Origin of the sequence: Halomonas salsilacus, assembly GCF_051216275.1 — a bacterium.
Lineage (GTDB): Bacteria > Pseudomonadota > Gammaproteobacteria > Pseudomonadales > Halomonadaceae > Halomonas.
Genome location: NZ_JBPKAQ010000008.1, coordinates 1 through 22,670, shown reverse-complemented (window position 1 = coordinate 22,670; position 22,670 = coordinate 1). Strand labels below are relative to the sequence as shown.

Here is a 22,670-nt window from a genome sequence, read left to right as displayed (position 1 = left end):
GATGACCGTTTCCGCTTACCGGTATCGGTAGACCCGCAGGCTGGCCAGGAAGGGCTCGTCTTCGAGTTTTTCGTCGCTCCGGCGGGCGCGGGTGCGCTGCGCGGGCGGGTGCGGCGGCGGGAGGTTGTAGTCGGGAAGGCGGCCGTCGGCGCTGGGCACGATCAGAGGCAGGGCGACATTCATGGCACGGCGGGTGCGGCCGTCTTCCAGCGGTTCGCGGTAAAAGAGGTTGGCGCGCATCAGTGGGGCCTGGCGCTGTACCTGGGCCAGGGGTTCGCCGCTGGGGATGCCGGCGAGTTGTCGCAGTTGGATGCGCACGTGGGCGGCATCCACGTCGAGCTTGAGCAGCTTCTGCTCGGCCTCCTGAACCGTCAAGCGCTTGATGGAGCGCCCACTGGAATACCAGGCCAACCGCACCCGGGCCAGGGGCGCCTCGGCCCAGGGGATCGCCCGCCAGCACTGCTTGAGGTGCACCCTCGCCAGCCCCTGGCCGCGAAGGTGGTCGTGCAGTTCCGGATGACGGAAGGGCAGCACGGCTTTCGCCTCGGGAATCAGCTCGGGTTCGCTTTCCTTGATGCGGGCGAGCAGGGCGGCGAAGTCGCCCTTGGCGGCATTGGCTCGGGCGACCGCTTCCATGAGCGCCTCTCCGGCGGCCACCAGCCCGATGTGGGTGCGGGTGGCACGCCCGTCCTGACCGTCCTGATACCAGACATCGAGCAGGGCGTGGCGCAGCCAGGCCTCGGCGCGCTCGGCACTCACCGGTTCCGGTTCGCCGAAGATCCAGCAGGCGGTGGGTTTCCGATGGTAGGCAACCGCCACCGCCTCGCCACCTTCAATCAGGGCATCGAAGGCGGCCTCCAGTTCGGCCAGCAGGCGGTACTCGGGGCGACTCATCGGAGAATCACTCCGAATCCTGCAGTCCGCGCTCGGCGCGCATGATCATCTCGTCGATCTCGGTCTCGTCCATGGCGGGCTCGCCGGCGATGCGGCGTGTGCCGTCGGCCCAGGCGCCGAGATCCAGCAGGCGGCAGCGCTCGCTGCAGAAGGGGCGGTCGGGATTCTTCTCGCTCCATACGACCTTCTTGCTGCACTGGGGACAGGCGACTTCCAGGGGGCGTTGCGTGTTGCTCATGAGGCTCCTCGGGGTTGTGTGATGGCATCTGCAGCCGGTTGAGAGGCCAACTGGCGGAAGTAGCGGTCGAGCTCGGCGACCCGGCGGCGCATCTCGGCTTCGCTGCAGCCATTGTTCAGCACGTCGTCGGTGCGGGCCAGTCGCTCGGCGCGGGGCATCTGGGCGGCGACGATGGCACGGGCCTGGGCCTCGTCGACGTCGTCGCGAGCGGCGGTGCGTTCGATCTGTAGCGCCTCGGGCACGTCGATCACCAGCGTCCGGTCGGCCATCTTGTTCTGGCCAGATTCGAACAGCAGCGGCGAGACCAGCAGCACGTAGGGCGCGCCGGTGGCTTCGAGCCTCGCAAGGTGTTCGATCAGCCGCGCCCGGATGCGCGGGTGGGTGACGGATTCCAGCCAGCGGCGCTCTGCGGGGTCGGCGAAGACGATCTCGCGCAGCGCCCGTCGGTTCAGGGTGCCGTCGTCGTTGAGCACGAGGCTGCCCCCGTCTCGGGAATAGCGCGCGGCGATCTCCTCCAGCGCCGGCTCGCCGGGCTCGACCACCTCGCGGGCCACGTCGTCGGCATCCACCCAGGGTGCGCCGAGCGCCGCGAAGGCCCTGGCCACGGTGGACTTGCCCGAGGCGATGCCGCCGGTCACGCCTATGATCATCGTTGCTCTCTCTCCCGACGTTCTTGCCTAAAGCCGATGCTGTGAGTCCATACAGTTTAACAGTGTATGGATAAGGGTCGTAACGTTCGAGCGGGCTCTACGACTTTGGGCGAAAGTTGAAGGATAATTCATGCTGGGTCATGGACTTGCTTGAGACAAGGTAAGACCATTGGACCGCAAGATGCCCCCGCAGGTATCAGGTATCCCATCACATTCAGCTACGCTTCTCACACTGTGCCAGCTAGGAGAGTCATATGAGTGCCATCATTCTTCTGGTCCTGGGTCTTGCCGCGATGGCAGCCGGGTACTTCGTGTACTCGAAGTTCATCGCCGAGAAGATCTACCGACTGGATCCCGACTTCAAGACACCCGCCCATGAATACGAGGACGGCGTCGACTTCGTGCCCACCAACCGCTTCGTGCTGTGGGGCCACCATTTCACCTCGGTCGCCGGGGCCGCGCCCATCGTGGGGCCCGCCATCGCCGTGATCTGGGGCTGGCTGCCGGCCTTTCTGTGGGTGGTGTTCGGTACCATCTTTTTCGCCGGGATTCATGATTTCGGCGCCATCTGGGCCAGCGTGCGCAACAAGGCCAAGTCCGTCGGTGCCCTGACCGGCGACGTGGTCGGCAAGCGGGCCCGCAGCATCTTCATGATCGTCATCTTCCTGGTTCTGCTGATGGTCAACGCGGTGTTTGCGGTCGTGATCGCCGGCCTGATGATGAACTTCTCCAGCGCCGTGGTGCCGGTGTGGGGCGCCATCCTGGTGGCACTGGTCATCGGCCAGCTGATCTACCGCCGCGTGCTGAGCCTGCCGATGGTCTCCATCATCGGCGTGATCTGCCTCTATGCGCTGATTGGCATCGGGCCCTCGGTGCCGATCCAGATGCCCGCCGAGGTGGCCGGCTTCTCCGGCAACGCGGTGTGGATCCTGATTCTGTTCGCCTACGCCGCCATCGCCTCATTGCTGCCGGTGTGGGTGCTGCTCCAGCCCCGCGACTACATCAACGGCCTGCAGCTGTTCATCGGCCTGATCATCCTCTACGGCGCCATCGTGCTGATGAACCCGACCCTGGTGGCCCCGGCCTTCAACACCAACGTGCCCGCCGGTACGCCATCGCTGCTGCCGCTGCTGTTCGTGACCATCGCCTGCGGCGCCATCTCCGGCTTCCACGGCCTGGTCTCCTCCGGCACCACCTCCAAGCAGCTCAACAAGGAGACCGACGCCCGCTTCGTCGGCTACTTCGGGGCCGTGGGCGAGGGCATGCTGGCCCTGGCCGCGATCCTGGCCGCCACTGCCGGTTTCGCCACCTTCGGCGACTGGGAGGCGATGTACAGCGCCTTCGGCCAGGGCGGTGTCAACGCCTTCGTCGAGGGGGGTGCCTTCATCATCCATAACGGCATCGGCCTGCCGGAAGCCACCGCGGCGACCCTGCTCACCGTGATGGCGGCGCTGTTCGCCGGCACCACCATGGATACCGGCCTGCGCCTGCAGCGCTACATCTTCCAGGAGTGGGGCGAGATCTATAACCAGCCGTGGATGAAGAAGCCTGCCATCGCCACCTTCCTGGCGGTGGCCAGCTGCCTGCTGCTGGCGTTCGGTGCCGGCGGCGCAGATGGCTCCGGTGGTCTGATCATCTGGCCGCTGTTCGGCACCACCAACCAGCTGCTGGCGGGTCTGACCCTGCTGGTGATCACCGTGATGCTGGTGCGCTTGCGTCGTCCGATGTGGTACACCCTGGCGCCGCTCTGCTTCCTGCTGGTGATGACCATCGCGGCCCTGCTGATCCAGCTGCGCACCTTCTATCAGCAGGGCAACATGTTCCTGCTGATTCTGGATATCGTGGTGCTGATCGCCGCGATCATGGTGGCCATGGAGTGCGCCTCGGCGCTCAAGCGCTCTCGCGCGGAGATGGCCGCCGAGCAGAAGTAACGAAGGAGTGACCCATGAACGACGATCATGACACTGGTCATGATCCTCGTCTCGAACGGATTCGGGCCTGGCTTAGCCAGGCCCGTTTCTTCGCGGAGGAGGTCTACTCCTCCCGCTACCGGGGCGCCATCGCCCGCGCCCGGCGAGACGAGGACGACCTCTTCATGCTGCTGGTGTTCTCCGAGATGATGGGGGTGCCCAACCCGGCGGCCTACTACACTCTCGAGCTTCAGCCGCTGCTGCTGGAGCGCTTCCACGACTGGCATCGGCGCATGGGGATGGAGCGCTCGCCGCTGGATCATTTCAAATGTTGCTGAGGCCCTCATGAAAGAACTGCTGGAAAAACGCCTGCTGTGGGTGGGCGGCAAGGGCGGGGTCGGCAAGACCACCGTGGCCGCGGCCCTGGCGGTGCTGGCGGCGCGGCGGGGCAGGAAGGTGCTGGTGGTCTCCACCGACCCGGCCCACAGCCTCGGCGATGTCTTCGATCGCGAGCTGGGCGACGTTCCGCGCCGGTTGCTGCCCAACCTGGACGCCATGGAGATTGACCCCGACGCCGAGGTGGAGGCGCATCTGGCGCGGGTCACCGAGCAGATGCGGCGCTATGCGGCCCCTGAGATGATGAAGGAGCTGGAGCGCCAGATGCGCCTGACCCGGCAGTCGCCGGGGACCCAGGAGGCGGCGCTGCTGGAGCGGCTGTCGCGGCTGATCGTCGATGACGACAGCGACTGGGACCTGATCATCTTCGACACCGCGCCTACCGGCCACACCCTGCGTCTGTTGACCCTGCCCGAGGCCATGGCCGCCTGGACCGACGGTCTGCTGGCCCACAACCGCAAGTCGGAGGAGCTGGGCAAGGTGCTCTCCCACTTGACGCCCAAGCGCGGCCGCGACGTGGCCTCGCCCTTCGACGACCCCCAGGAAGACCCTCTCGCCGATCTGGACGACAAGACCCGCGACGTGGCGAAGACCCTGATCGAACGAAGGCGGCTCTTCCACCGGGCGCGGCGGCGCATCGAGAACGTCGAGGAGACCGGCTTCCTGTTCGTGCTGACCCCGGAGCGGCTGCCGATCCTCGAGACCGCCCGCGCCGTGGCCACCCTGGAGGAGGCCCAGGTGCCGGTGGCTGGCATCCTGGTCAACCGGGTGATTCCGGAGGATGCCGATGGGGACTTCCTGCGCGCCCGCCGCGAGCAGGAGGCGACCTACCTGGCGCGTATCGATGAGGAGCTGGGCCACCTGCCGCGCCCGCGGCTGCCCTGGCTGCCTACCGACGTGCAGGGCCTCGAGACGCTGGACAAGCTCGCCGACCTGCTCATGGACAGGGGCTTTTGATGCGGGTGCTGTTGCTGTCGGCCTACACGGCGGTCAGCCATCGGCACTGGGCCCATGGCCTGGTCGATCATTTGAACGAGATCGAATGGACACTGCTGGAACTCCCGCCGCGCCACTTTCGCTGGCGCATACGTGGCAACCCCTTGAGCTGGATGCTCAAGGAGCATGACGCCCTGTCGAGGGACTACGATGTGGTGCTGGCGACCTCGATGGTGGACCTGGCGACCCTGGTGGGTCTCTATCCCCACCTTGGCGCCGCCAGGCGCATCGTCTACTTCCACGAGAACCAGTTCGCCTACCCGGAATCCGGAGACCAGCGTCATCAGGGCGAGGCGCGCATGGTCAATCTCTACAGTGCCCTGGCGGCGGACCAGGTCGTCTTCAACACCGCCTACAACCGGAACAGCTTCATCGATGCGGCACGGCGTTTTCTCAAGGGAATGCCGGAGAACCTGCCCGCGGCGCAGCCACTTGAGGAGTTGCGCAAGCGGGCTGAGGTGCTGCCGGTACCTATCCATCCCTTGCCCTCGATCGAGCCACTGTCCCCTGCTGACGACCTTGTGGGGGCGAGCCGCCGCATCGTCTGGAACCATCGCTGGGAATACGACAAGAATCCCGAGGATTTCTTTGCGGTGCTCGAATCGCTCAGCGAGCAGGGTGTCGATTTCGAGCTAGCGGTGATGGGGCAGCGATTCCGGCAGCAGCCGGCAGTCTTCGAGCAGGCCCGGCAGCGCCTGGAACACCATCTTGTCGTCTGGGGGCCTCAGCCTGGCGACCACTATCGCGCCCAGCTCGATGAGGGTGCCATCGTGGTCTCCACCGCCTACCACGAGTTCCAGGGGTTGGCGGTGATGGAAGCCGTTCAACGCGGCTGTTTGCCGCTGGTTCCCGATCGTCTGTGCTTTCCCGAGCTATATGCCGATGCCTATCGCTACGATGGGTCCCGGCAGGGGCTCGAGAGACAACTGTGCGCCTGGCTAGACGATCCGGAGTCGCGCCCGCCTGTTCCGTCAACGGCCGAATGGGAGTGGCCGACACTCTTGCCAAGGTATCAACGCCTGCTCACGGGTGGTTCATAGTCGACCCCCGAGTCGGCGTCGAGCAGATCGAGACGCCGGGTGGGCCAGTGCACCACTGCCGTGTGGCGGTGCATGCGCTCGGCGAGCCAGGGGTGACGTTCGTGGATAACCCGGCTGGCGAAGTCGGCCAGGAAACGGGACTTGAGCTCGGCCCGGGCGCGATCCACGCCCACCGCCTGGAAGGGGGTGGAGGCGAGCAGCATGAAGCCGTCATCGGGAATGCGCCCCGCGGCCATGTTGGCGTCGATGATGTCCGCGGCGGTGCCGATGGGCTCGGCCAAATTCGGGCCGTAGGGGCCGACGATCAGGGCCGTGTTAGGCAGGTGCAGGAAATCGAAGCCGCGGCCCACGCAGATCACCCATTCGCGGTGTTCGATGTCGAGGTGCCGCGCCACGCCGCGCAGGCTCGCGGCGTGGGCCAGGTTGCCGGTGAGGAGCGGCAGCAGGTCGCGGCGGATATCGGCCGGCATGTCCGGGCAGAGGATGGCGACCCGGAGGCCCAGGCTGTCGCCGTCGGCCCCATCAAGCTCCCCGATATCCAGGGTCTCGTTCCCTTCGCCATGCAGGATCAGGGAATCGGTGTCGGTCTCGAAGCCGCACACCAGCGGGTAGACGTGCTGGTGGTCGCGCCCGAAGAGCCGCTCCGCCTGGGCGCGGATCTGGCGGGCGTGGGCCAGGGCGGCGTCGGCATCACAGCCGAAGCCGGCACAGCCCCGTAGGCGCTCACCGCGGGAGAAATGGTAGGTGATCATCAGCAGCGCACCATGGCCGGCGCGGATGCCCTCGGCCACCGCCTCGGTGACCAGCTCGCCGAGATAGGGCCAGCCCAGATCGAAGATGCCGCCCAGGTTGCGAAAGGGGGTGATGATGCCCAGCGGTGTGCGGGTGGCATGGGGGATGTGGATGCGCCCGTCCATGCACTTGAACACCAGCAGGCGGGTGGGGTGCTGGGCCAGATAGCGCTCCCGGGCCAGGGTGGCCGAGGGACTGCAAAAGCTGGCGGCATGCTGGAGGGAAAGGGCCTGCAGCGCCTGGATGCGCTCGCCGATGGGACGGTCGTGGAGTGGGGTGGGCATGGGTGGCTCAGTCGTTGTCATTATGCTGCCATCCTCGCTCAGCCCGGCGTGACTGCCAACCCGCCGTTTGGCGCAGGGAGCCTTTTGGCTACAGCTCGGTCTTCTCCTTGAACTCGCAGAGGTCCTCGATCACGCAGCTGCCGCAGCGCGGCTTGCGCGCCACGCAGGTGTAGCGACCGTGTAGGATCAGCCAGTGGTGGGCGTCCTGGCGAAACTCCTTCGGCACGTGGCGGACAAGCCTTTTCTCCACCTCGACCACGTCCTTGCCCCTTGCCATCCCGGTACGGTTGGCGACCCGAAAGATATGGGTGTCCACGGCGATGGTGGGCTGGCCGAAGGCGGTATTGAGGATGACGTTGGCGGTCTTGCGGCCCACGCCCGGCAGCGCTTCCAAAGCCGCGCGGGTCTGCGGCACCTCCCCGGCGTGGTTGTCCACCAGCAGGTGGCAGGTCTTCATCAGATTCTCGGCCTTGGTGTTGTAGAGGCCGATGGTCCTGATGTGTGCCTTGAGCTCGTCAATGCCCAGGTCGATGATCGCCTGGGGGGTGTTGGCCACCGGGAAGAGCCTTGCCGTGGCCTTGTTGACGCCCACATCGGTGGCCTGGGCGGAGAGCAGCACCGCGGTGAGCAGCTCGAAGGGGGTCGCCCAGTTCAGCTCGGTGGTGGGCTCGGGGTTGTGGTCGCGCAGCCGCGCGAAGATTTCATGGCGTTTCTGGGCGTTCATGTGATTCCGTTGTTAGACCTCCTCTACGAGCCGTTCCCGGCGCCCCTGTCTTGGCGATAGATCAGCAGGCCCTGTTTCGGCTTGGCTAAGTTGGCTGGCTCTTTTCCAGCGCACTTCTGGCCTTGGCGAGCAGCCGCTCGGCCTCGGGGAGCTGGACTCTGGCGGTGGCTTCTGCGTCGCTGTCGCCTCGTCGCTGGGCGCTCTCCAGCTGCTGCCGGGTCCGCTTGACGGCCTGTTCGGCGGCCTTCAATGCCATCCGACGCTGACGCTGCTGGCCGGGGCCGGCGCTCGATCCGGTGCCCACTTCGCTACCCGGGCGGCGACGCTGCTGCATCAGCCGCTTCTGGCGCTCCAGGCGTTTCTCCTTGGCCTGCCGGGCCAGGCGCACTTGGCGGGCGCGATGACGGCGGCGGCCCAACTCAGCGCGGCGGGCGAGGTAAGCGTCGCGTGCTTCATCGCTCTCGGCGGCCTGCCAGGCGGGGTGGGGGACGAGGTCAATGCAATCCACGGGGCAGGGGGCCACGCAAAGCTCGCAGCCAGTGCATTCATCGGTGATTACCGTATGCATGCGCTTGGCGGCGCCGAGGATGGCGTCCACCGGGCAGGCCTGAATGCACTTGGTGCAGCCGATGCATTCGGCCTCGCGGATCACCGCGGCCAGCGGCAGCTGGGTGGGCTCGGCCAGGGGCTGTACCGGCTGGCCGGTGAGGTCGGCCAGCCGCTCGAGTGTGGCCTCTCCGCCCGGCGGGCAGCGGTTGATCGGCTCGCCCGCGGCGATGGCCTCGGCGTAGGGCAGGCAGCCATCGAAGCCGCACTTGCCGCACTGGGTCTGCGGCAGCACGGCGTCGATAGCTGTAATCAGCGGGCCATCGCGGCTCACAGCGGCCTCAGGTGACCCGCTGGCCGGGCTCGGCGCCGGTGTCCGGCGAGAGCAGGTAGATTCCCTCGTCGTTGGCCGAGGCCAGCACCATGCCCTCGGAGACGCCGAAGCGCATCTTGCGCGGCGCCAGGTTGGCCACCATCACGGTGAGCCGGCCCTCCAGCGCCTCGGGGGCGTAGGCGGCGCGGATGCCCGAGAACACCGTGCGGCTCTCGCCGCCGATATCCAGGGTCAGCTTGAGCAGCTTGTCGGCGCCCTCGACGTACTCCGCCTTGGCGATGCGCGCGATGCGCAGGTCCACCTTGATGAAGTCGTCGAAGCCGATCTCGTCGGCGATAGGCATCTCGGCCAGGGGCCCCTTGGGGGTCTCCTTGAGCTTCTGTTCTTCCACCAGATCCTCCTTGGACGCCTCCATCATGGCGTCGATCTTATCCCGCTCCACGCGGGTCATCAGCGGCTTGAATTTGGCGATCTCGTGGTTCAGCAACACCTCGTGGCGGCTGTGCCAGTCGAGGCTCTCGAGCTTCATGAACTCGCGAGCCTCCTCGGCCATGGCCGGCACCACGGGGGCCAGATAGACCATCAGCTGGCGGAACAGGTTGAGGCCCACCGAACAGATGTCGAGGACCTCCTGCTCGCGCCCCGACTGCTTGGCCAGCACCCAGGGCTCGGCGTCGGCGATGTAGGTGTTGGCTTCATCCGCCAGCTCCATCACGCGTCGCATGGCGCGGCCGAACTCGCGGGCCTCGTACAGCTCGGCGATCTCGTCGCCGGCACTGATGAAGCGGGCCACCATTTCCGGCTCGGCGCAGTGGGCCGAGAGCCGGCCGTCGCCGAGCTTCTTGACGAAGCCGGCGCAGCGGCTGGCGATGTTGACCACCTTGCCGACCAGATCGCTGTTGACCCGGGCGGCGAAGTCCTCGAGGTTGAGGTCGAGATCATCCACCCGGGAGGTAAGCTTGGCGGCGAAGTAGTAGCGCAGGTACTCGGGGTTCAGGAAGTCCGCGTAGGTGGCGGCCTTGATGAAGGTGCCCCGGGACTTGGACATCTTGGCGCCGTTCACCGTCACGAAGCCGTGGCAGTTCACCGCCGTGGGGGTGCGGAAGTCGGCGCCGTGGAGCATGGCCGGCCAGAACAGCGCGTGGAAGTAGACGATGTCCTTGCCGATGAAGTGGTAGACCTCGGCCGCGCTGTCCCTGCGCCAGTAGGCGTCGAAGTCCAGGCCCTGCCGGTCGCACAGGTGCTTGAAGCTGGCCAGGTAGCCGATGGGCGCGTCCAGCCACACATAGAAGTACTTGCCCGGGGCGTCGGGAATCTCGAAGCCGAAGTAGGGGGCGTCGCGGGAAATGTCCCACTCGTTGAAGCCGGCCTCGAACCACTCCATTAGCTTGTTGCGGATCTGCGCCTGGACGTGGTCGTCGTTGATCCACCGATGCATGAAATCGGCGAAGTCGGGCAGCTTGAAGAAGTAGTGGGTGGAGCTGCGCACCTCGGGGGTGGCCCCGGAGATGGCCGATACCGGGTCGATCAGCTCGGCCGGCGTATAGGTGGCGCCGCACGCCTCGCAGTTGTCGCCATACTGGTCGTCTACCCGGCACTTGGGGCAGGTGCCCTTGATGAAGCGGTCGGCCAGGAACAACCCCTTCACCGGATCGTACATCTGCTCGATGTCGCGGGTGGCGATATGGCCCTTGTCGCGCAGGCGGGTGTAGATCAGCTCGCTGAAGTAGCGGTTCTCTTCGGAGTGGGTCGAGTGGTAGTTGTCGAAGGCCACGCCGAAGGTGGCGAAGTCCGCCTGGTGCTCCCGGCTGACGCGGTCGATCAGGGCCTCGGAGGTGATCCCCTCCTGCTCGGCGCGCAGCATGATGGCGGTGCCGTGGGCGTCGTCGGCGCAGACGTAGTGGCACTCGTGGCCGCGGCTCTTCTGGAAGCGTACCCAGATATCGGTCTGGATGTACTCCAGCAGGTGGCCGAGGTGGATGGCGCCGTTGGCGTAGGGCAGGGCGCTGGTAACCAGGATCTGGCGCTTGGCGGTCGTCGACATGTCGGCTCTGGATTCCCGTGAAAATCAGGCCGACGATTGTAGCGGTGTTGGGGCTCTACTGCACCCGCACTCATGAGGAGCCGCCGCTGGGCTTGGCGTCGGCCATCAGCATGTCGTGGTCGCGGGGCGGCTGGCACTGGGTGCGGGCGCCGGGAGTGAGATAGGTTCGCAGGATCGGCTCCATACCCTTGAGCACCTGTACCGGCAGGGCCGAGGTGAACCGGAAGCGGTCGGAGTCGCTACCGGCCACGTAGGCGGTGAGGGTGCCGAAGTGGTCGTCACCCAGGTAGAAAACGAAGGTGGCGGTGCGGTTGCGCGCCTCGGAGTGCACTACCTGGCCCGAGCGGGTGACGGTCTGGAAGCGGTTGTTGCCTGTGCCGGTCTTGCCGCCCAGGGTCAACGGGGTGTCGTGCTCCCCCAGGAAGCTGCCCTGCAGGCGGCGGGCGGTGCCGCCCTCCACCACCTGGGAGAGGGTGCGGCGCAGGATCGCGGCCACCTCCGGTGCCATCACCTGGCGGGCGCGGCCATGGTCCGGCAGGAATCGGGTCTCGTAGGGGGTGTGCTCGGCCAGGTGCAGGTCGTCGATGCGCAGGGTGGGCAGGCGCACGCCGTCGTTGAGGATAATGCCCATCAGCTCCGCCAGCGCCGCGGGGCGATCCCCGGAGCTGCCCACCGCGGTGGCCAGCGACGGCACCAGATGGTCGAAGGGGTACCCGAGCCGCGCCCAGCGCTGGTGGATGTCGAGGAAGGCCTCGACCTCGAGCATGGTGCGGATGCGGGTGTCCCGGGCGCTGCGGTGGCGGGTGCGCAGCAGCCAGCCGTAGACCTCCTGGCGCGCCTCGCGGCTGGCCGCCTCGGCGTCAGCGTAGTTGGCGTCGGGCTGGTCTTGCAGGAAACCCACCAGCCACAGCTCCAGCGGATGCACGCCGGCGATATGGCCCTGGTCGGAGAGGGTGAAGGCGCTGGGGTCGCTGCGCTCGAACAGCGCGCTGGGCTGGAAACTGCCATCGCGCCCGCCCAATCGCTCGGCCACGAAGGCGGTGAAGCCGATGGGGTCCGCCTCCGGGTAAAGGTAGCGGTAGACCGCCGCCAGCCGAGGGGCGCCGGGACGCAGCCCGCCCAGGAAGGCGTCCAGGCGCTGCTCGGACGGCAGGGCCTGGTACTTGCGCCAGAAGCGCTGCAGGAACACCCGGCCTTCGCGGTCGGCGAAGCTCGCCAGGTAGTCCAGGCGGCGCGGGTCGGCGTCGTCCTCCAGCATCTGCCGGCGACTGTCGTTGTGGTGGATGCTGTAGCTCACCAGGTCACGCATCAGGCGGATGAAGGGCAAGTTGAGGGACTCGCGCATGGCCTCCTCGAGGGTGGGGTTGCGCCCGTTGTCCTCGCGGCGGAAGTTGCTGAAGGTGTGGCGCCCGCCGCCGGTGAAGAAGGCCTCGTGGGGGCTGGCCGAGTAGCGGCGCTGCATGGCCTGGGCCAGCAGCACGTCGAGGGGTAGGTCCGGCGTGGCGATCAGCCGTTCGATCACCCAGCGGCTGAGGTGATCCTGGCGGTCCACCGGAATTTGCCGCAACGTCTCGGCCGGCAGCCCCACGTGGCGGCCATGCAGTTCGGCGATCACCTCCAGGTAGGTGGCGAGCACCCGCAGCTTGGCGGTGGAGCCGAGCTCCAGCTTGCTGCCCTCGTTGATGTCGAAGGGCTGGCCGCTGTTGTCGGTCTGCACCCGCACCCGGAAACCCTCCTCGCTGCGCTCGAAGAGCGTGAAGCTGTAGCGCACCTCGGCGGTCTTCTCCGGGGAGAGCAGGCGCTCGCCGAACAGGCCGATCTCGCCGGCGACGTCGGGATCGGCCAGCCGATACAGGTAGTCGGTGACCTCGCCCTGCAGGTCGGGATGCAGGGTGGTGCGGGCGGTGAGGTCCAGGCGATCCAACTCGTGCAGGGAGACGCCGAGCATGCCCGACAGGCGTGTGCGGGCCACCTGCAGCCCCTTGTCGCGCGGTACCCGATGGGCCACCGGCGCGGCCTGAAAGTCACGGAAGACGAGACGTTGGGCCAGGGCGGCATCGCGCAGCTCGGTGGGCAGCACGCTTTCATTGGCGAGCAGCCGCAGGTGGCTGTCGGTCACGCGCTCCAGGGCCTCGCGGCCGCCCCGCAGATACCAGGAGGGGCGACGCTGGGCGATCATCAGCGCGAGCACCTGCCGCACCGCCAGCCCCCGTCGCTCGAGCGAGTCGGGCCCGCTGAAGTCGGGCACCAGCAGGCGGTTGGTCTCGTCGGGGTCGGCGCCGAACCACACCCACAGGCCGTCGGCCAGGCCGTGGACCTCGCCGTGGCCGGGGGCGGCGGCCAGCGGCACGCTGTTGAGGTAGTCCAGCGCGATATCCTGGCGGGCGGTAAGGGTCTCGGGGCCATGGCGGTAGCCGCGCACGCTGGCCGAGGCCATCTGACGCAGCTTCTCCATGGGGGTGTCGGTGCGCCCGCCGGGGGAGTGGCGGTATTTCTCGATCTGGGTGGCCAGGGTGCTGCCGCCGGCGGACTGGTCCGAGACGTCCATGGCGCGGCTGGCCTGTGAGAGGGCTGCCCGGGCGAAGCGCGGCCAGTCCACCGCAGGGTTGGCGTTGGGTGCGCTGGCGTCGAGGAGCTGGCGGTTCTCGATAAACAGCAGCATCTCCAGCACCAGCGGCGGGATGGCCGCGAAGTGGGGGAAGTGGTGCCCGGGTTGGCGGTAGGCATAGAGGGTATCGCCGGTGCAGCTCTCGAGGGTCAGGCCGGCGCGGGTCTTCTCGCCATAGGGGGGGAAGAAGCCGTGACCGGCGTAGTCCATCAGCGCCGGCGAGAAGCGCGCCTGACGCTCCACCAGGAAGCCGCGTTCGACCAGCCGGGACTGGAAGGCCGGCAGCCGGCTGTAGCCGAGCCGCTCGTCGAAGGGGCCATGGGTGGGGGCGAGCAGCCGCTCGCTGCGACCCGGGGCAATTGTCCAGGTCAGGGTGGCGGCGTAGCGGGAGAGCTCCTGGGACTGGAAGCGCGAACTGCGCGCCTCGGCCACCAGCAGGGTGGCCAGCGCGCTTGCCACCAGCACGAAGAACAACAGCAGCCACAGGCCGACGCGCCGCCGTGTGGGCGGCGGCTCGGCCGAGAGCCCGACGCCCGGCGGCCTCGGCCAGCCATCATCGAGTAGCGGCTCCTGGGTGTCCTGGCTGCTCATGCAGTATCTCTCATGCATCACCTCGCCCTCGGCCCGATAAAAGTCCGGGCCTCTTGCTTGAGAATAGAGGGATTCTGGCAGTTGTGTAGCGAAATGTAACTATCGTGGGACGGCATCTTGATAGCCGCCGACATGGGCGAGGCAGAACTGCGAAGGTGCTGGGCCACCAGCGACTTATTACGTCCGCTCGTCCTGCCTTCAGGCGCATTCGCGCCGTCAAACGCAGACGCCCGGCATGGCCGGGCGTCGGGGTGTGCGTCAGTCGGGGGGGCGCTGAACGAGGTGTTGATGCCGATGGGCAGTGGAGGGACGGTCAGTAGAGCGCCTGCTCCTCGTCCACTACCTCCTTGAGCAGTTCCAGAAAGAGGCGGTCGGCTTCGGAGTGTTCGGCGGGATCCTCCGGGATATGCACGCTGGTGGTGTCCGAAATATCGTTGGCGATGCGCGCCATCACCGCGCTGTTGCCGCCCTCGGGCAGATGGCGACGGGCGATCTCCAGGGACTGCTCGAGGATCTTCGGGTCCTGCAGCAGTTTCTTGATGAAACCGCGCAGCTCGTTGATGACGCGGGTCTTCTGGATTTGCGATGAGGACATGGCCTTCTCCTTGGGTAACGTTGCCGTGCCGCAGTGGCGAGACAATATCACGTTTACCCGATTCGGAAGAGAGGGTGCCGGCAGTCGGACGGGGCGAGCAAGGCAGCTGGTTCATGGTTGAGGCGGGCCGCCTGCACCAGACCGAGCAGCGAACTGGCGTGTACTCCTTGGCTTGCATCAAGAGAGGTTGATTTCTTTGCATTCCCGAACCGACCTGAGTGGACAAACGGGAAACCTTCGTTACACTGGGTAACAAATAATACCGATGTCAGTCGAAAGTGCTGACTAATTACTTATGGATCAACTAGCATTCTGGTAGTGCGCTGTTTCCGGAGGGAAGAGAACGGTAAGGGATGCGCCATTCCGGCGGGGAGGGACCACGTCGGCAATGCGGCCAATAGCAATTCATCACTTCCTGCCGGGTAGTGGCCATGGTCAGCGCCCGGAGATCATGCAAAGGGAATCACCATGACACGCGCCACCGAAGTTATCCGTTACCGCCGTCTCGCCGGGGCCGCCGTTGTCGGTTCCGCCCTGACGCTGATGCCGCTGGCCGCCGCCGTGGCCCAGAGCCTGCCCCCGGGCCTCGCTCGGCCCGGCACCACCGACATGACCGAAGTGGTGCGCCAGGCGCTGGCCACCAACCCTGAAGTGCACGCCGCCTGGAACGGCCTGCGCGCCGCCGGCAACGACGTGGGCGTGGCTCGCGGCAACTACCTGCCCAGCATCGATGCGGCCGCCGGGATTGGGCTTGAGTACCGAGAGAGTGATCCCAATTCGAGCGGCAGCTACGAAACCACTTTCGCCGAGTTGACCCTGACCCAGATGATCTGGGACGGCTTCGCCACCCGCAGCGAGGTAGAGCGCCTGGATCGCGCCAAGCTGGTGCGTTACTACGAGCTGCTCGGGGCCAGCGAGAACGTGGCCCTGGAGGCGTCCCGCGCCTACCTGGACGTGAGCCGCTACCGCGAGCTGGTGCGCCTGGCCCAGGATAACTACGCCGACCACCTGCGCGTGTTCAACCAGATCGAGGAGCGGGTGCGGTCCGGCGCCGGGCGTGGCGTCGACCTGGAGCAGATCAGCGGTCGCCTGGCCCTGGCCGAATCCAACCTGATGACCGAGGCCTCCAACCTCCATGACGTGACCGCCCGCTACCAGCGCATCGTCGGTCAGTTGCCTGCCGCGAACCTGGCGCCGGCGGCGCCGCTCGATGACCGCCTACCGCCCAACGTGGCCGGGGCGGTGAACCTGGCCTTCCAGGGCAACCCCGAGTTCCATGCCGCCATCGAGAACATTGAGGCGAGCCGCGCCGAACAGGCCGTCACTCGGGCCGGCTTCCAGCCGCGCCTGGACCTGCGCGGCCGCACCGGCACCTACGACAGCAGCGACGGTAACTTCGACCCACTGGGCAGTCGCGATCGCCACAGCATCGAGCTGGTGGCCAGCATGAACCTCTACCGCGGCGGTAGCGACCTGGCCTCCTTCCGGGCCGCCAGCGACCGTGTCGAGCAAACGATCAACCAGCGCGAAGTGGTATGTCACAACATCCGCCAGACCACCCAGATCGCCTACAACGACACCCGCCGCCTGCGCGAGCAGATGCAGTACTTGAACCAGCATCGCCAGTCCATCGACCGGGTCCGCGGTGCCTACCAGCAGCAGTTCGATATCGGCGCGAGGACCCTGCTCGACGTGCTGGACAGCGAGAACGAGTTCTTCGAGGCCAGCCGTGCCTTCGTCAACGCCCGGTATGATGTGTCGCTGGCCGACGCCCGCACCCTGGCCGCCATGGGCCAGCTGATGCCGACCCTGGGCGTGGTGCGCGACGACATGCCGACCCTGGCCGAGATGGGCAGCGACGGCGTGGCGCTTAACCCTGATGTGGTGTGTCCAGCCGACGGACCCCAGGGCTTCACCCTGCAGGACTTCACCGGTGGCATCAGTGCACCCGCCCCCACCCGGGCGCCGGATGTGACGCTTTCCGCCGATGCGTTATTCGCCATCAACAGCGCCGACCTCTCGGCCTCAGCCCGTGACGAGCTTGGCCAGCTGTCGCAGCAGATCCGGAGCATGAATAACCTGGAGCGGGTCTTCATCGCCGGCCACGCCGACAGCACCGGCAGCGATGCCATCAACGACCCGCTCTCCCAGCGGCGTGCCGACAGCGTGGCCGACTACCTGGTCAGCCAGGGCGCGGAGCGCGGCCTGATCCAGACCCGCGGCTACGGCTCCCGCCAGCCGGTGACGACCAACGACACCGTGGACGGACGGCGCCAGAACCGTCGCGTCGAGGTGACCCTGGAGCGGGTGGGCGAGAACCTGGACCTGGGCTTCGCGCCGGTCGAAGCGCAGCCACAGGCGCTGGCCGCCGGCAACGACCCGGTGTCGCAGGCCTGGTCGGAGTCGGTGGCGCCGCCCAGCGTCAATCTCTATGCCGAAGTGGACGCCTTCGTCGCACCGCTGCCGGGCCAGTTCGCTGGCCGCTAGGCGGAGGCGGTGTTTGCACCTCTCCTTTAGTCTGCAGCCCCGTCGGCACCGTGCCGGTGGGGTTTTCCCACTCATGAGGTGTTCGTGAGCCAGAGAGAATCCCTGGATCCCCCGGAGGCACCGGGCTCCCGTTCGGCGGTACGCGATGAACTGCTCGAGTGCCTGCAGAGCGTCGCCACCCTGCACGACCAGACCACCACCGCCGAGACCCTCACCGCCGGCCTGCCGCTGGAGGAGGGACGGCTCACCCCGGGCGTGTTCCCTCGGGCGGCGGCGCGGGCAGGCATGACGGCACGCCTGGTCAAGAGCCGCCTGGTGCAGCTCAACCCCTCGCTGTTCCCGGCGGTGCTGCTGCTGGAGCCGGGCCGCGCCTGTGTGCTGGTGGCCCTGGACATCAAGGCCCGCCGCGCCCAGGTGATCTTTCCGGAACTGGGCGATGCGGTCAGCGAGGTGAGCCTGGACGGTCTTCAGGCCAGCTACAGCGGCCAGGCGATCTACGTGCGGCCGCGCTTCCACTTCGATGCCCGCGGGCCCGAGGTGAACAAGCAGCGCGGGCGCCACTGGTTCTGGGGCGTGATCCGCGAGAACCGCAAGCTCTATCGCGACGTCATCGCCGGCTCGGTGATGATCAACCTGTTTGCCGTGGCGATGCCGCTGTTCGTGCTCAACGTCTACGATCGCGTGGTGCCCAACCACGCCACCGAGACGCTGTGGGTGCTGGCGATGGGCATCTTTATCGTGCTCTGCTTCGACCTGGCGCTGCGCCTGATGCGCAACGCCTTCGTCGATCTGGCGGCCAGCCGGGCCGACGTCAAGCTTTCTTCCTCCATCATGGCTCGGGTGCTGGGGCTGCGCATGGAAGCGAAGCCGGCCTCCACTGGCTCCTTCGCTGCCACCCTGCAGTCCTATGAATCGGTGCGCGGCTTCATCGGCTCGGCCACGGTGGTGGCCCTGGTGGACCTGCCCTTCGTGCTGATGTTCGCCGCTATCATCGCGCTGATCGGCCCGCCCCTGGTGATCCCGGTGCTGGTGGGGATCGTCGTGGTGCTGCTCTATGCGCTGGCGGCCCAGGGCAAGCTGCACGAGCTCTCCGAGACCACCTGGCGAGTCAGTGCCCAGCGCAACGCCACCCTGGTGGAGTCGGTCTCCCAGCTCGAGACGGTCAAGGCGCTGCGTGCCGAGAGTCGCATCCAGGGCCTCTGGGAGAAGGCGTCGGCGTTTCTGTCGCGTACCTCCGCCCAGCTGCGGCTGGTCAGTTCCTCGGTCTCGAGCGTGGCGCTGTGGGCTCAGCACTCGGTGGCGGTGTGCGTGATCATCATCGGGGTCTACCTGATCATGGACGGCAGCCTGACCCAGGGCGGGCTGATTGCCGCCTACCTGCTCTCCTCACGAGCCATGGCCCCGGTCAGCCAGGCGGCAGCGCTGTTGGCGCAGTATCACCAGTCCTCCACCGCGCTGCAGTCGCTAAACGGGGTGATGGAGCGCCCGGTGGAGCGCCCCGAGGGCAAGGCCTTCGTCAGCCGTTCGGCGATCCGCGGAGAGATCCAGTTCGACAAGGTCACCCTGCGCTACCCGGAGGAGGAGCGCGAGGCGCTGCGCGACGTGACGCTGAAGATCGATGCCGGCGAGAAGGTGGCGCTGCTGGGCCGAGTCGGCTGCGGCAAGACCACCCTCAACAAGCTGATCCTCGGCCTCTACCAGCCCAGCGCCGGGGCGGTGATGATCGACGGGGTCGACCTGCGCCAGTTCGATCCCATTCAGTTGCGTCGCCAGATCGGCTATGTGCCCCAGGATGTCAGCCTCTTCTTCGGGACCCTGCGTGAGAACATTGTCGCTGGCGGTGGCAGCGAGGGTGTCGATGATGAATCGCTGCTGCGGGCGATCAAGCTCAGCGGCCTGGAGAGCCTGGTCAACGCCCACCCCCAGGGCGTGGACCTTCAGGTGGGGGAGCGCGGCCAGGCGCTCTCCGGTGGCCAGCGCCAGGCGGTGGCCATCGCCCGCGCCCTGGTCAACGACCCGCAGATCCTGCTGCTCGACGAGCCGAGTAGCGCCATGGACCACGCCAGCGAAGAGGCCTTCAAGAGCGATCTCCAGAAGTTCGCCCGGGCCAAGACGATGATCGTGGTGACCCACCGCACCTCGCTGCTCTCGCTGGTAGATCGCATCATCGTGATCGACGCAGGTAAGGTGATGGCCGATGGTCCGCGGGACAAGGTGGTGGAGGCCCTGCGCAAGGGCCAGATCGGGAGGGCGCGCTGATGGCCGGCAAGGGCTCAGGCAAGGACATGCGCAGCGCTGAACAGCGTAGTTTCGAGGCCATCGGGCGCTTCTCGGAGACCGGCGGCAAGCCGTTCCGACCCTTCATGGACCGGCTGTTCTCCCGACGGGTGACCTCTGCTCACCTCAACCGTGACTGGGCCAGCGATGCCGACTGGGCGCGGATGCAGCAGGACCCGATCCGAGCCCGCGCCTTTCTCTATGGGGTGCTGCTCACCGTGTTGGCGCTGCTGGTGTGGTCCTGGTTTGCGGCGATCGATGAGGTCACCCGCGGCAGTGGGCGGGTGATCCCCTCCAGTCAACTGCAGCGCATCCAGACCTTCGACGGCGGGGTTGTCCAGGAGATCCTGGTGCGTGAGGGCCAACAGGTCGAGGCTGGCGAGGTGCTGATGCGCATCGACCCGACCCGCTTCGTTTCGAGCTTCCGCGAGAACCGTGCCCAGGCGCTGTCGCTCGAGGCAAGGGCCGAGCGGCTGCGGGCCTTGATCACCGACACCTCCTTTGACCCTTCGGAGAACCTGCGTGCCGAGGCGCCGGCCATCGTGGCCCAGGAGCGCGAGGTCTACGAGAGCCGCCGTGAAGAGCTGCGCGAGCAGGAGAACATCCTGCAGGACCGCATCCGCCAGCGGCAGGAGGAGCTGCGCGAGGCGCGCGCCCGCCGGGATACCGCCCAGCGCGAGGCCAACATGACCAGCCAGGAGCTTAACCTGACCCGGCCGCTGTTGCAGTCGGGGGCCGTGTCGGAAGTGGATATCCTGAGGCTGCAGCGGGAAGTGTCGCGGGCCACGGGCGAGCGCGACCAGGCGGCGGCCTCGGTCTCCCGGCTGGAGTCTGCGGTGGAAGAGGCGCGCAACCAGCTGAACGAGCTCGGCATCGAGCGACGCAGCGACTGGCGCAATGACCTGGCGCAGACCCTGGGGGATCTCAATGCCCTGGACGAATCCAGCGCCGGCCTGCAGGACCGCGTGCGCCTGGCTGAGGTGCGCTCGCCGGTGGATGGCGTGGTACAGCGGCTCAACATCAACACCATCGGCGGCGTGGCCCAGCAGGGACAGGAGGTGGTGGAGATCGTGCCCAGCGATGACCAGCTGCTGGTCGAGGCGAAGGTCGCCCCGCAGGATATCGCCTTCCTGCGCCCGGGGCAGCCGGCCACCATCAAGCTTACCGCCTACGACTTCGCCATCTACGGCGGCCTGCAGGCCGAGCTGGACCATATCAGCGCCGACACCATCACCGACGATAACGACAACACCTTCTATCTGGTGCGCGTCCGGGCGCTGGACGGCGAGGAGGTCAATCAGCAGCTTGCCGTGATTCCCGGCATGACCGCCCAGGTCGACATCATGACCGGAAAGCGCACCGTCATGCAGTTCATGCTAAAGCCCGTGCTGCGGGCCTGGGGCGACTCATTGGGAGAGCGATAGATGGCGACCTATTTCATCAGTCAGGGACATGACGAGATTCCGCGGTGGCGGGTGGCCTTCAGCGATGCCCGGTTGATCTCCGCGAGGGAGATCAATGCCAGGACGGCTCGCGGCGACTGCGTATGGGTCACGGTCGATACCCAAGGCTGGCCGCCGCTGGTGGCCGATCTGTGCCGGCGCGGTGCCGCGGTCGGCGTCATGAGCTACTCACCCAGCGCCACGGAGGCCTTTCAGGCCCTGGAGAGCGGCGCCCGGGGCTATGTGCATGCGCTCTCGCCGCCCGAGCTGTTGCGTCAGGCTCAGCTGGTGATCATGAACCAGGGGATCTGGGTCCCGCCCGAGCTGATGGCCCGCGTGGTGGGGGGCACCTACCGTGCGCTGGGTAGCCAGGTGAAGGCCCAGCCCCAGGCAGAAGAGTTCCAGGCGCTGACCGAGCGCGAACGGGCGGTGGCCCTGGCCGTACTGGAGGGGCAGAGCAACAAGGAAGTCGCGCGCACCCTCGGGATTACCGAGCGCACCGTCAAGGCGCACCTCGGTGCCGTGTTCCACAAGCTCGGGGTGCGTGATCGCATGCAACTCGTGCTGCGCCTTGCGGGCCTCAGTCATTCTCTGGTGGACGCCGGTCAGGCGTAACGCGTCCATTTGGATGAGTACGACTCCTTGATGCATATCAAATCGATGGGCGACCTGTCCATCGGTCCAATACTCGTCACTCCATTCCGCGCCTAACGTGAAAGCATTAATCGGCACTGCGCCGTCACGTCGTTGCAACATCAAGATCATCATGCAGGGAGTCTTACCATGACCATCGCAACCGTCATCTTCATTACCGGTCAGGCCTGGGCGCGGGACGCCGATGGCAATCTTCGCGAGCTCCGCGTAGGCGACACCCTGCAGGAGGGCGAGACCCTCGTTACCGACGACAACGCCCGGGTCCAGTTGGACTTCGGCGATGGGCTCGACCCCACCTTCATCGAGGGTGGCCAGCAGGTCGCCATGACGCCGGAGCTGGATAATCAGCAGCCGGTGGCAGCCGAGGATTTCAGTGCCCTGGATGAGGTCCTCGAAGCGCTGCTCGCGGCCATCGACGAGGGCGAGGGCGATCTGCTCGATGCGCTCGATGCCACCGCCGCCGGTGCCGGCCCGGGTGGCGGCGCCGACGGCGGCCACAGCTTCGTGATGCTGGGGCGTATTGCCGAGGATGTTTTGTCGCTTAACTTCGACTACGGGATGGGGCAACTGGCCGCCATCGACTTCCCGGAAGATGTGGCTGAGCTGGGGATTGATCCCGAAGAAACCGCGATTGAAGTTGATCCTGAAGAAGACGAGCCTGTGGATGGGGCTCCCGAGGCCGGCGCCTCTGCCGCCGAGCTCTTCGATGCGCAGCTCCTTCAGGAAGGCGGTTCCATCTTCACTGGCACCCTGGCATTCGACTACGGCCCCGATGGCGTGGGCAGCATCGGCTTTGCCGGGATGGATGGCACCACCGGTCAGGTCGGCACCGAGACTGCTACCTACAGCTGGAATGCCGCTACCAACACCCTCACCGCCACCGGCCCGCGCGGCGAGCTCTTCAGCCTGGTGGTGAATCCCATTACCGGCGAATACACCCTGACCCTGCTCGACAATGTGCTGCATGCGGAAGGCACCGATGAAGCTGGATTAGAACTGACCTTTACCGCTTTCGACGGCAACGGTACGCCGGCCGATGGCACCCTGTCGGTGACCATCATCGACGATGTGCCGGTGGCGAATCCGGTGGTCGTCGAGACCCTGACCAGTGGCGACACCGCCACCGGCAACGTCAAGGCGAACGACCAGCTGGGCGCCGATAGCCGCG

At 66.9% G+C, this 22,670-nt stretch carries 18 protein-coding genes; 9 read left to right on the top strand and 9 right to left on the bottom strand.

Annotated elements, in window-relative coordinates; translation table 11 throughout:
* Positions 1-15: 15 nt before the first annotated feature.
* From ACR80S_RS12235 to coaE, 3 genes are read right to left on the bottom strand one after another with little or no spacing between them, the layout of a single operon-like run.
* Positions 16-894 carry a DNA replication terminus site-binding protein gene (locus ACR80S_RS12235; RefSeq protein WP_435403309.1) on the bottom strand — a complete coding sequence of 293 codons (879 nt, stop codon included), beginning with the start codon at positions 892-894 and terminating at the stop codon, positions 16-18.
* A gap of 7 nt (positions 895-901) precedes the next feature.
* Positions 902-1,132 carry a DNA gyrase inhibitor YacG gene (gene yacG / locus ACR80S_RS12230; RefSeq protein ID WP_435400119.1) on the bottom strand — a complete coding sequence of 77 codons (231 nt, stop codon included), beginning with the start codon at positions 1,130-1,132 and terminating at the stop codon, positions 902-904.
* On the bottom strand, positions 1,129-1,782 hold the full coding sequence (coaE, locus tag ACR80S_RS12225) for a dephospho-CoA kinase (protein WP_435400118.1): 654 nt from the start codon (positions 1,780-1,782) through the stop codon (positions 1,129-1,131). The genes yacG and coaE overlap by 4 nt, the downstream gene beginning before the upstream one ends.
* Positions 1,783-2,036: 254 nt before the next feature.
* Between coaE and ACR80S_RS12220 the strand changes: the two genes are divergently transcribed.
* The 4 genes from ACR80S_RS12220 to ACR80S_RS12205 are packed head-to-tail and all read left to right on the top strand — an operon-like array spanning position 2,037 to position 6,124.
* A complete protein-coding gene (locus ACR80S_RS12220; RefSeq protein WP_435403308.1) occupies positions 2,037-3,713 on the top strand; it encodes a carbon starvation CstA family protein in 1,677 nt (558 codons plus the stop codon).
* Between the two features lie 14 nt (positions 3,714-3,727).
* Positions 3,728-4,030, top strand: a complete 303-nt coding sequence (locus tag ACR80S_RS12215) for a cory-CC-star protein (protein ID WP_416137022.1) — start codon at positions 3,728-3,730, stop codon at positions 4,028-4,030.
* Between the two features lie 7 nt (positions 4,031-4,037).
* Positions 4,038-5,045: an ArsA family ATPase gene (locus ACR80S_RS12210; protein ID WP_435403307.1), complete on the top strand. Its 1,008-nt coding sequence runs from the start codon at positions 4,038-4,040 to the stop codon at positions 5,043-5,045.
* Positions 5,045-6,124 (top strand): tRNA-queuosine alpha-mannosyltransferase domain-containing protein, encoded by a 1,080-nt coding sequence (locus ACR80S_RS12205; RefSeq protein ID WP_435403306.1) that lies wholly within the window; start codon positions 5,045-5,047, stop codon positions 6,122-6,124. The genes ACR80S_RS12210 and ACR80S_RS12205 overlap by 1 nt, the downstream gene beginning before the upstream one ends.
* Here ACR80S_RS12205 and ACR80S_RS12200 read toward each other — a convergent pair.
* The 6 genes from ACR80S_RS12200 to ACR80S_RS12175 form a co-directional block, all read right to left on the bottom strand.
* Positions 6,097-7,200: a hypothetical protein gene (locus tag ACR80S_RS12200; RefSeq protein ID WP_435403305.1), complete on the bottom strand. Its 1,104-nt coding sequence runs from the start codon at positions 7,198-7,200 to the stop codon at positions 6,097-6,099. The genes ACR80S_RS12205 and ACR80S_RS12200 overlap by 28 nt on opposite strands.
* Positions 7,201-7,288: 88 nt before the next feature.
* Positions 7,289-7,924, bottom strand: coding sequence for an endonuclease III (gene nth, locus ACR80S_RS12195; protein WP_435403304.1), 636 nt, complete (start codon positions 7,922-7,924; stop codon positions 7,289-7,291).
* 85 nt (positions 7,925-8,009) lie between these two features.
* Entirely contained in the window at positions 8,010-8,804 is a 795-nt protein-coding gene (locus ACR80S_RS12190; RefSeq protein ID WP_435403303.1) for an RnfABCDGE type electron transport complex subunit B, read from the bottom strand.
* A 7-nt stretch (positions 8,805-8,811) separates the two neighbouring features.
* Positions 8,812-10,848, bottom strand: a complete 2,037-nt coding sequence (gene metG / locus ACR80S_RS12185; RefSeq protein WP_435403302.1) for a methionine--tRNA ligase — start codon at positions 10,846-10,848, stop codon at positions 8,812-8,814.
* 70 nt (positions 10,849-10,918) lie between these two features.
* Positions 10,919-14,047 carry a transglycosylase domain-containing protein gene (locus tag ACR80S_RS12180; RefSeq protein ID WP_435403301.1) on the bottom strand — a complete coding sequence of 1,043 codons (3,129 nt, stop codon included), beginning with the start codon at positions 14,045-14,047 and terminating at the stop codon, positions 10,919-10,921.
* Between the two features lie 313 nt (positions 14,048-14,360).
* Positions 14,361-14,642: a hypothetical protein gene (locus tag ACR80S_RS12175; RefSeq protein ID WP_435400109.1), complete on the bottom strand. Its 282-nt coding sequence runs from the start codon at positions 14,640-14,642 to the stop codon at positions 14,361-14,363.
* 468 nt (positions 14,643-15,110) lie between these two features.
* On the opposite strand from ACR80S_RS12175, the gene ACR80S_RS12170 reads away from it, so the two are divergent.
* From ACR80S_RS12170 to ACR80S_RS12150, 5 genes are all read left to right on the top strand, one after another.
* Positions 15,111-17,129: a TolC family outer membrane protein gene (locus ACR80S_RS12170; RefSeq protein WP_435403300.1), complete on the top strand. Its 2,019-nt coding sequence runs from the start codon at positions 15,111-15,113 to the stop codon at positions 17,127-17,129.
* A gap of 84 nt (positions 17,130-17,213) precedes the next feature.
* The gene (locus ACR80S_RS12165) at positions 17,214-19,388 is read left to right on the top strand and encodes a type I secretion system permease/ATPase (RefSeq protein ID WP_435403299.1); all 2,175 of its coding nucleotides are present in this window, start codon (positions 17,214-17,216) and stop codon (positions 19,386-19,388) included.
* Positions 19,388-20,830, top strand: coding sequence for an HlyD family type I secretion periplasmic adaptor subunit (locus ACR80S_RS12160; RefSeq protein ID WP_435403298.1), 1,443 nt, complete (start codon positions 19,388-19,390; stop codon positions 20,828-20,830). Before ACR80S_RS12165 ends, ACR80S_RS12160 begins: the two co-directional genes overlap by 1 nt.
* The gene (locus tag ACR80S_RS12155; RefSeq protein ID WP_435403297.1) at positions 20,831-21,463 is read left to right on the top strand and encodes a response regulator transcription factor; all 633 of its coding nucleotides are present in this window, start codon (positions 20,831-20,833) and stop codon (positions 21,461-21,463) included. It abuts the gene before it with no gap.
* 168 nt (positions 21,464-21,631) lie between these two features.
* Positions 21,632-22,670: retention module-containing protein (locus ACR80S_RS12150; protein WP_435403296.1), on the top strand; the 1,039-nt coding region annotated here is incomplete at its 3' end.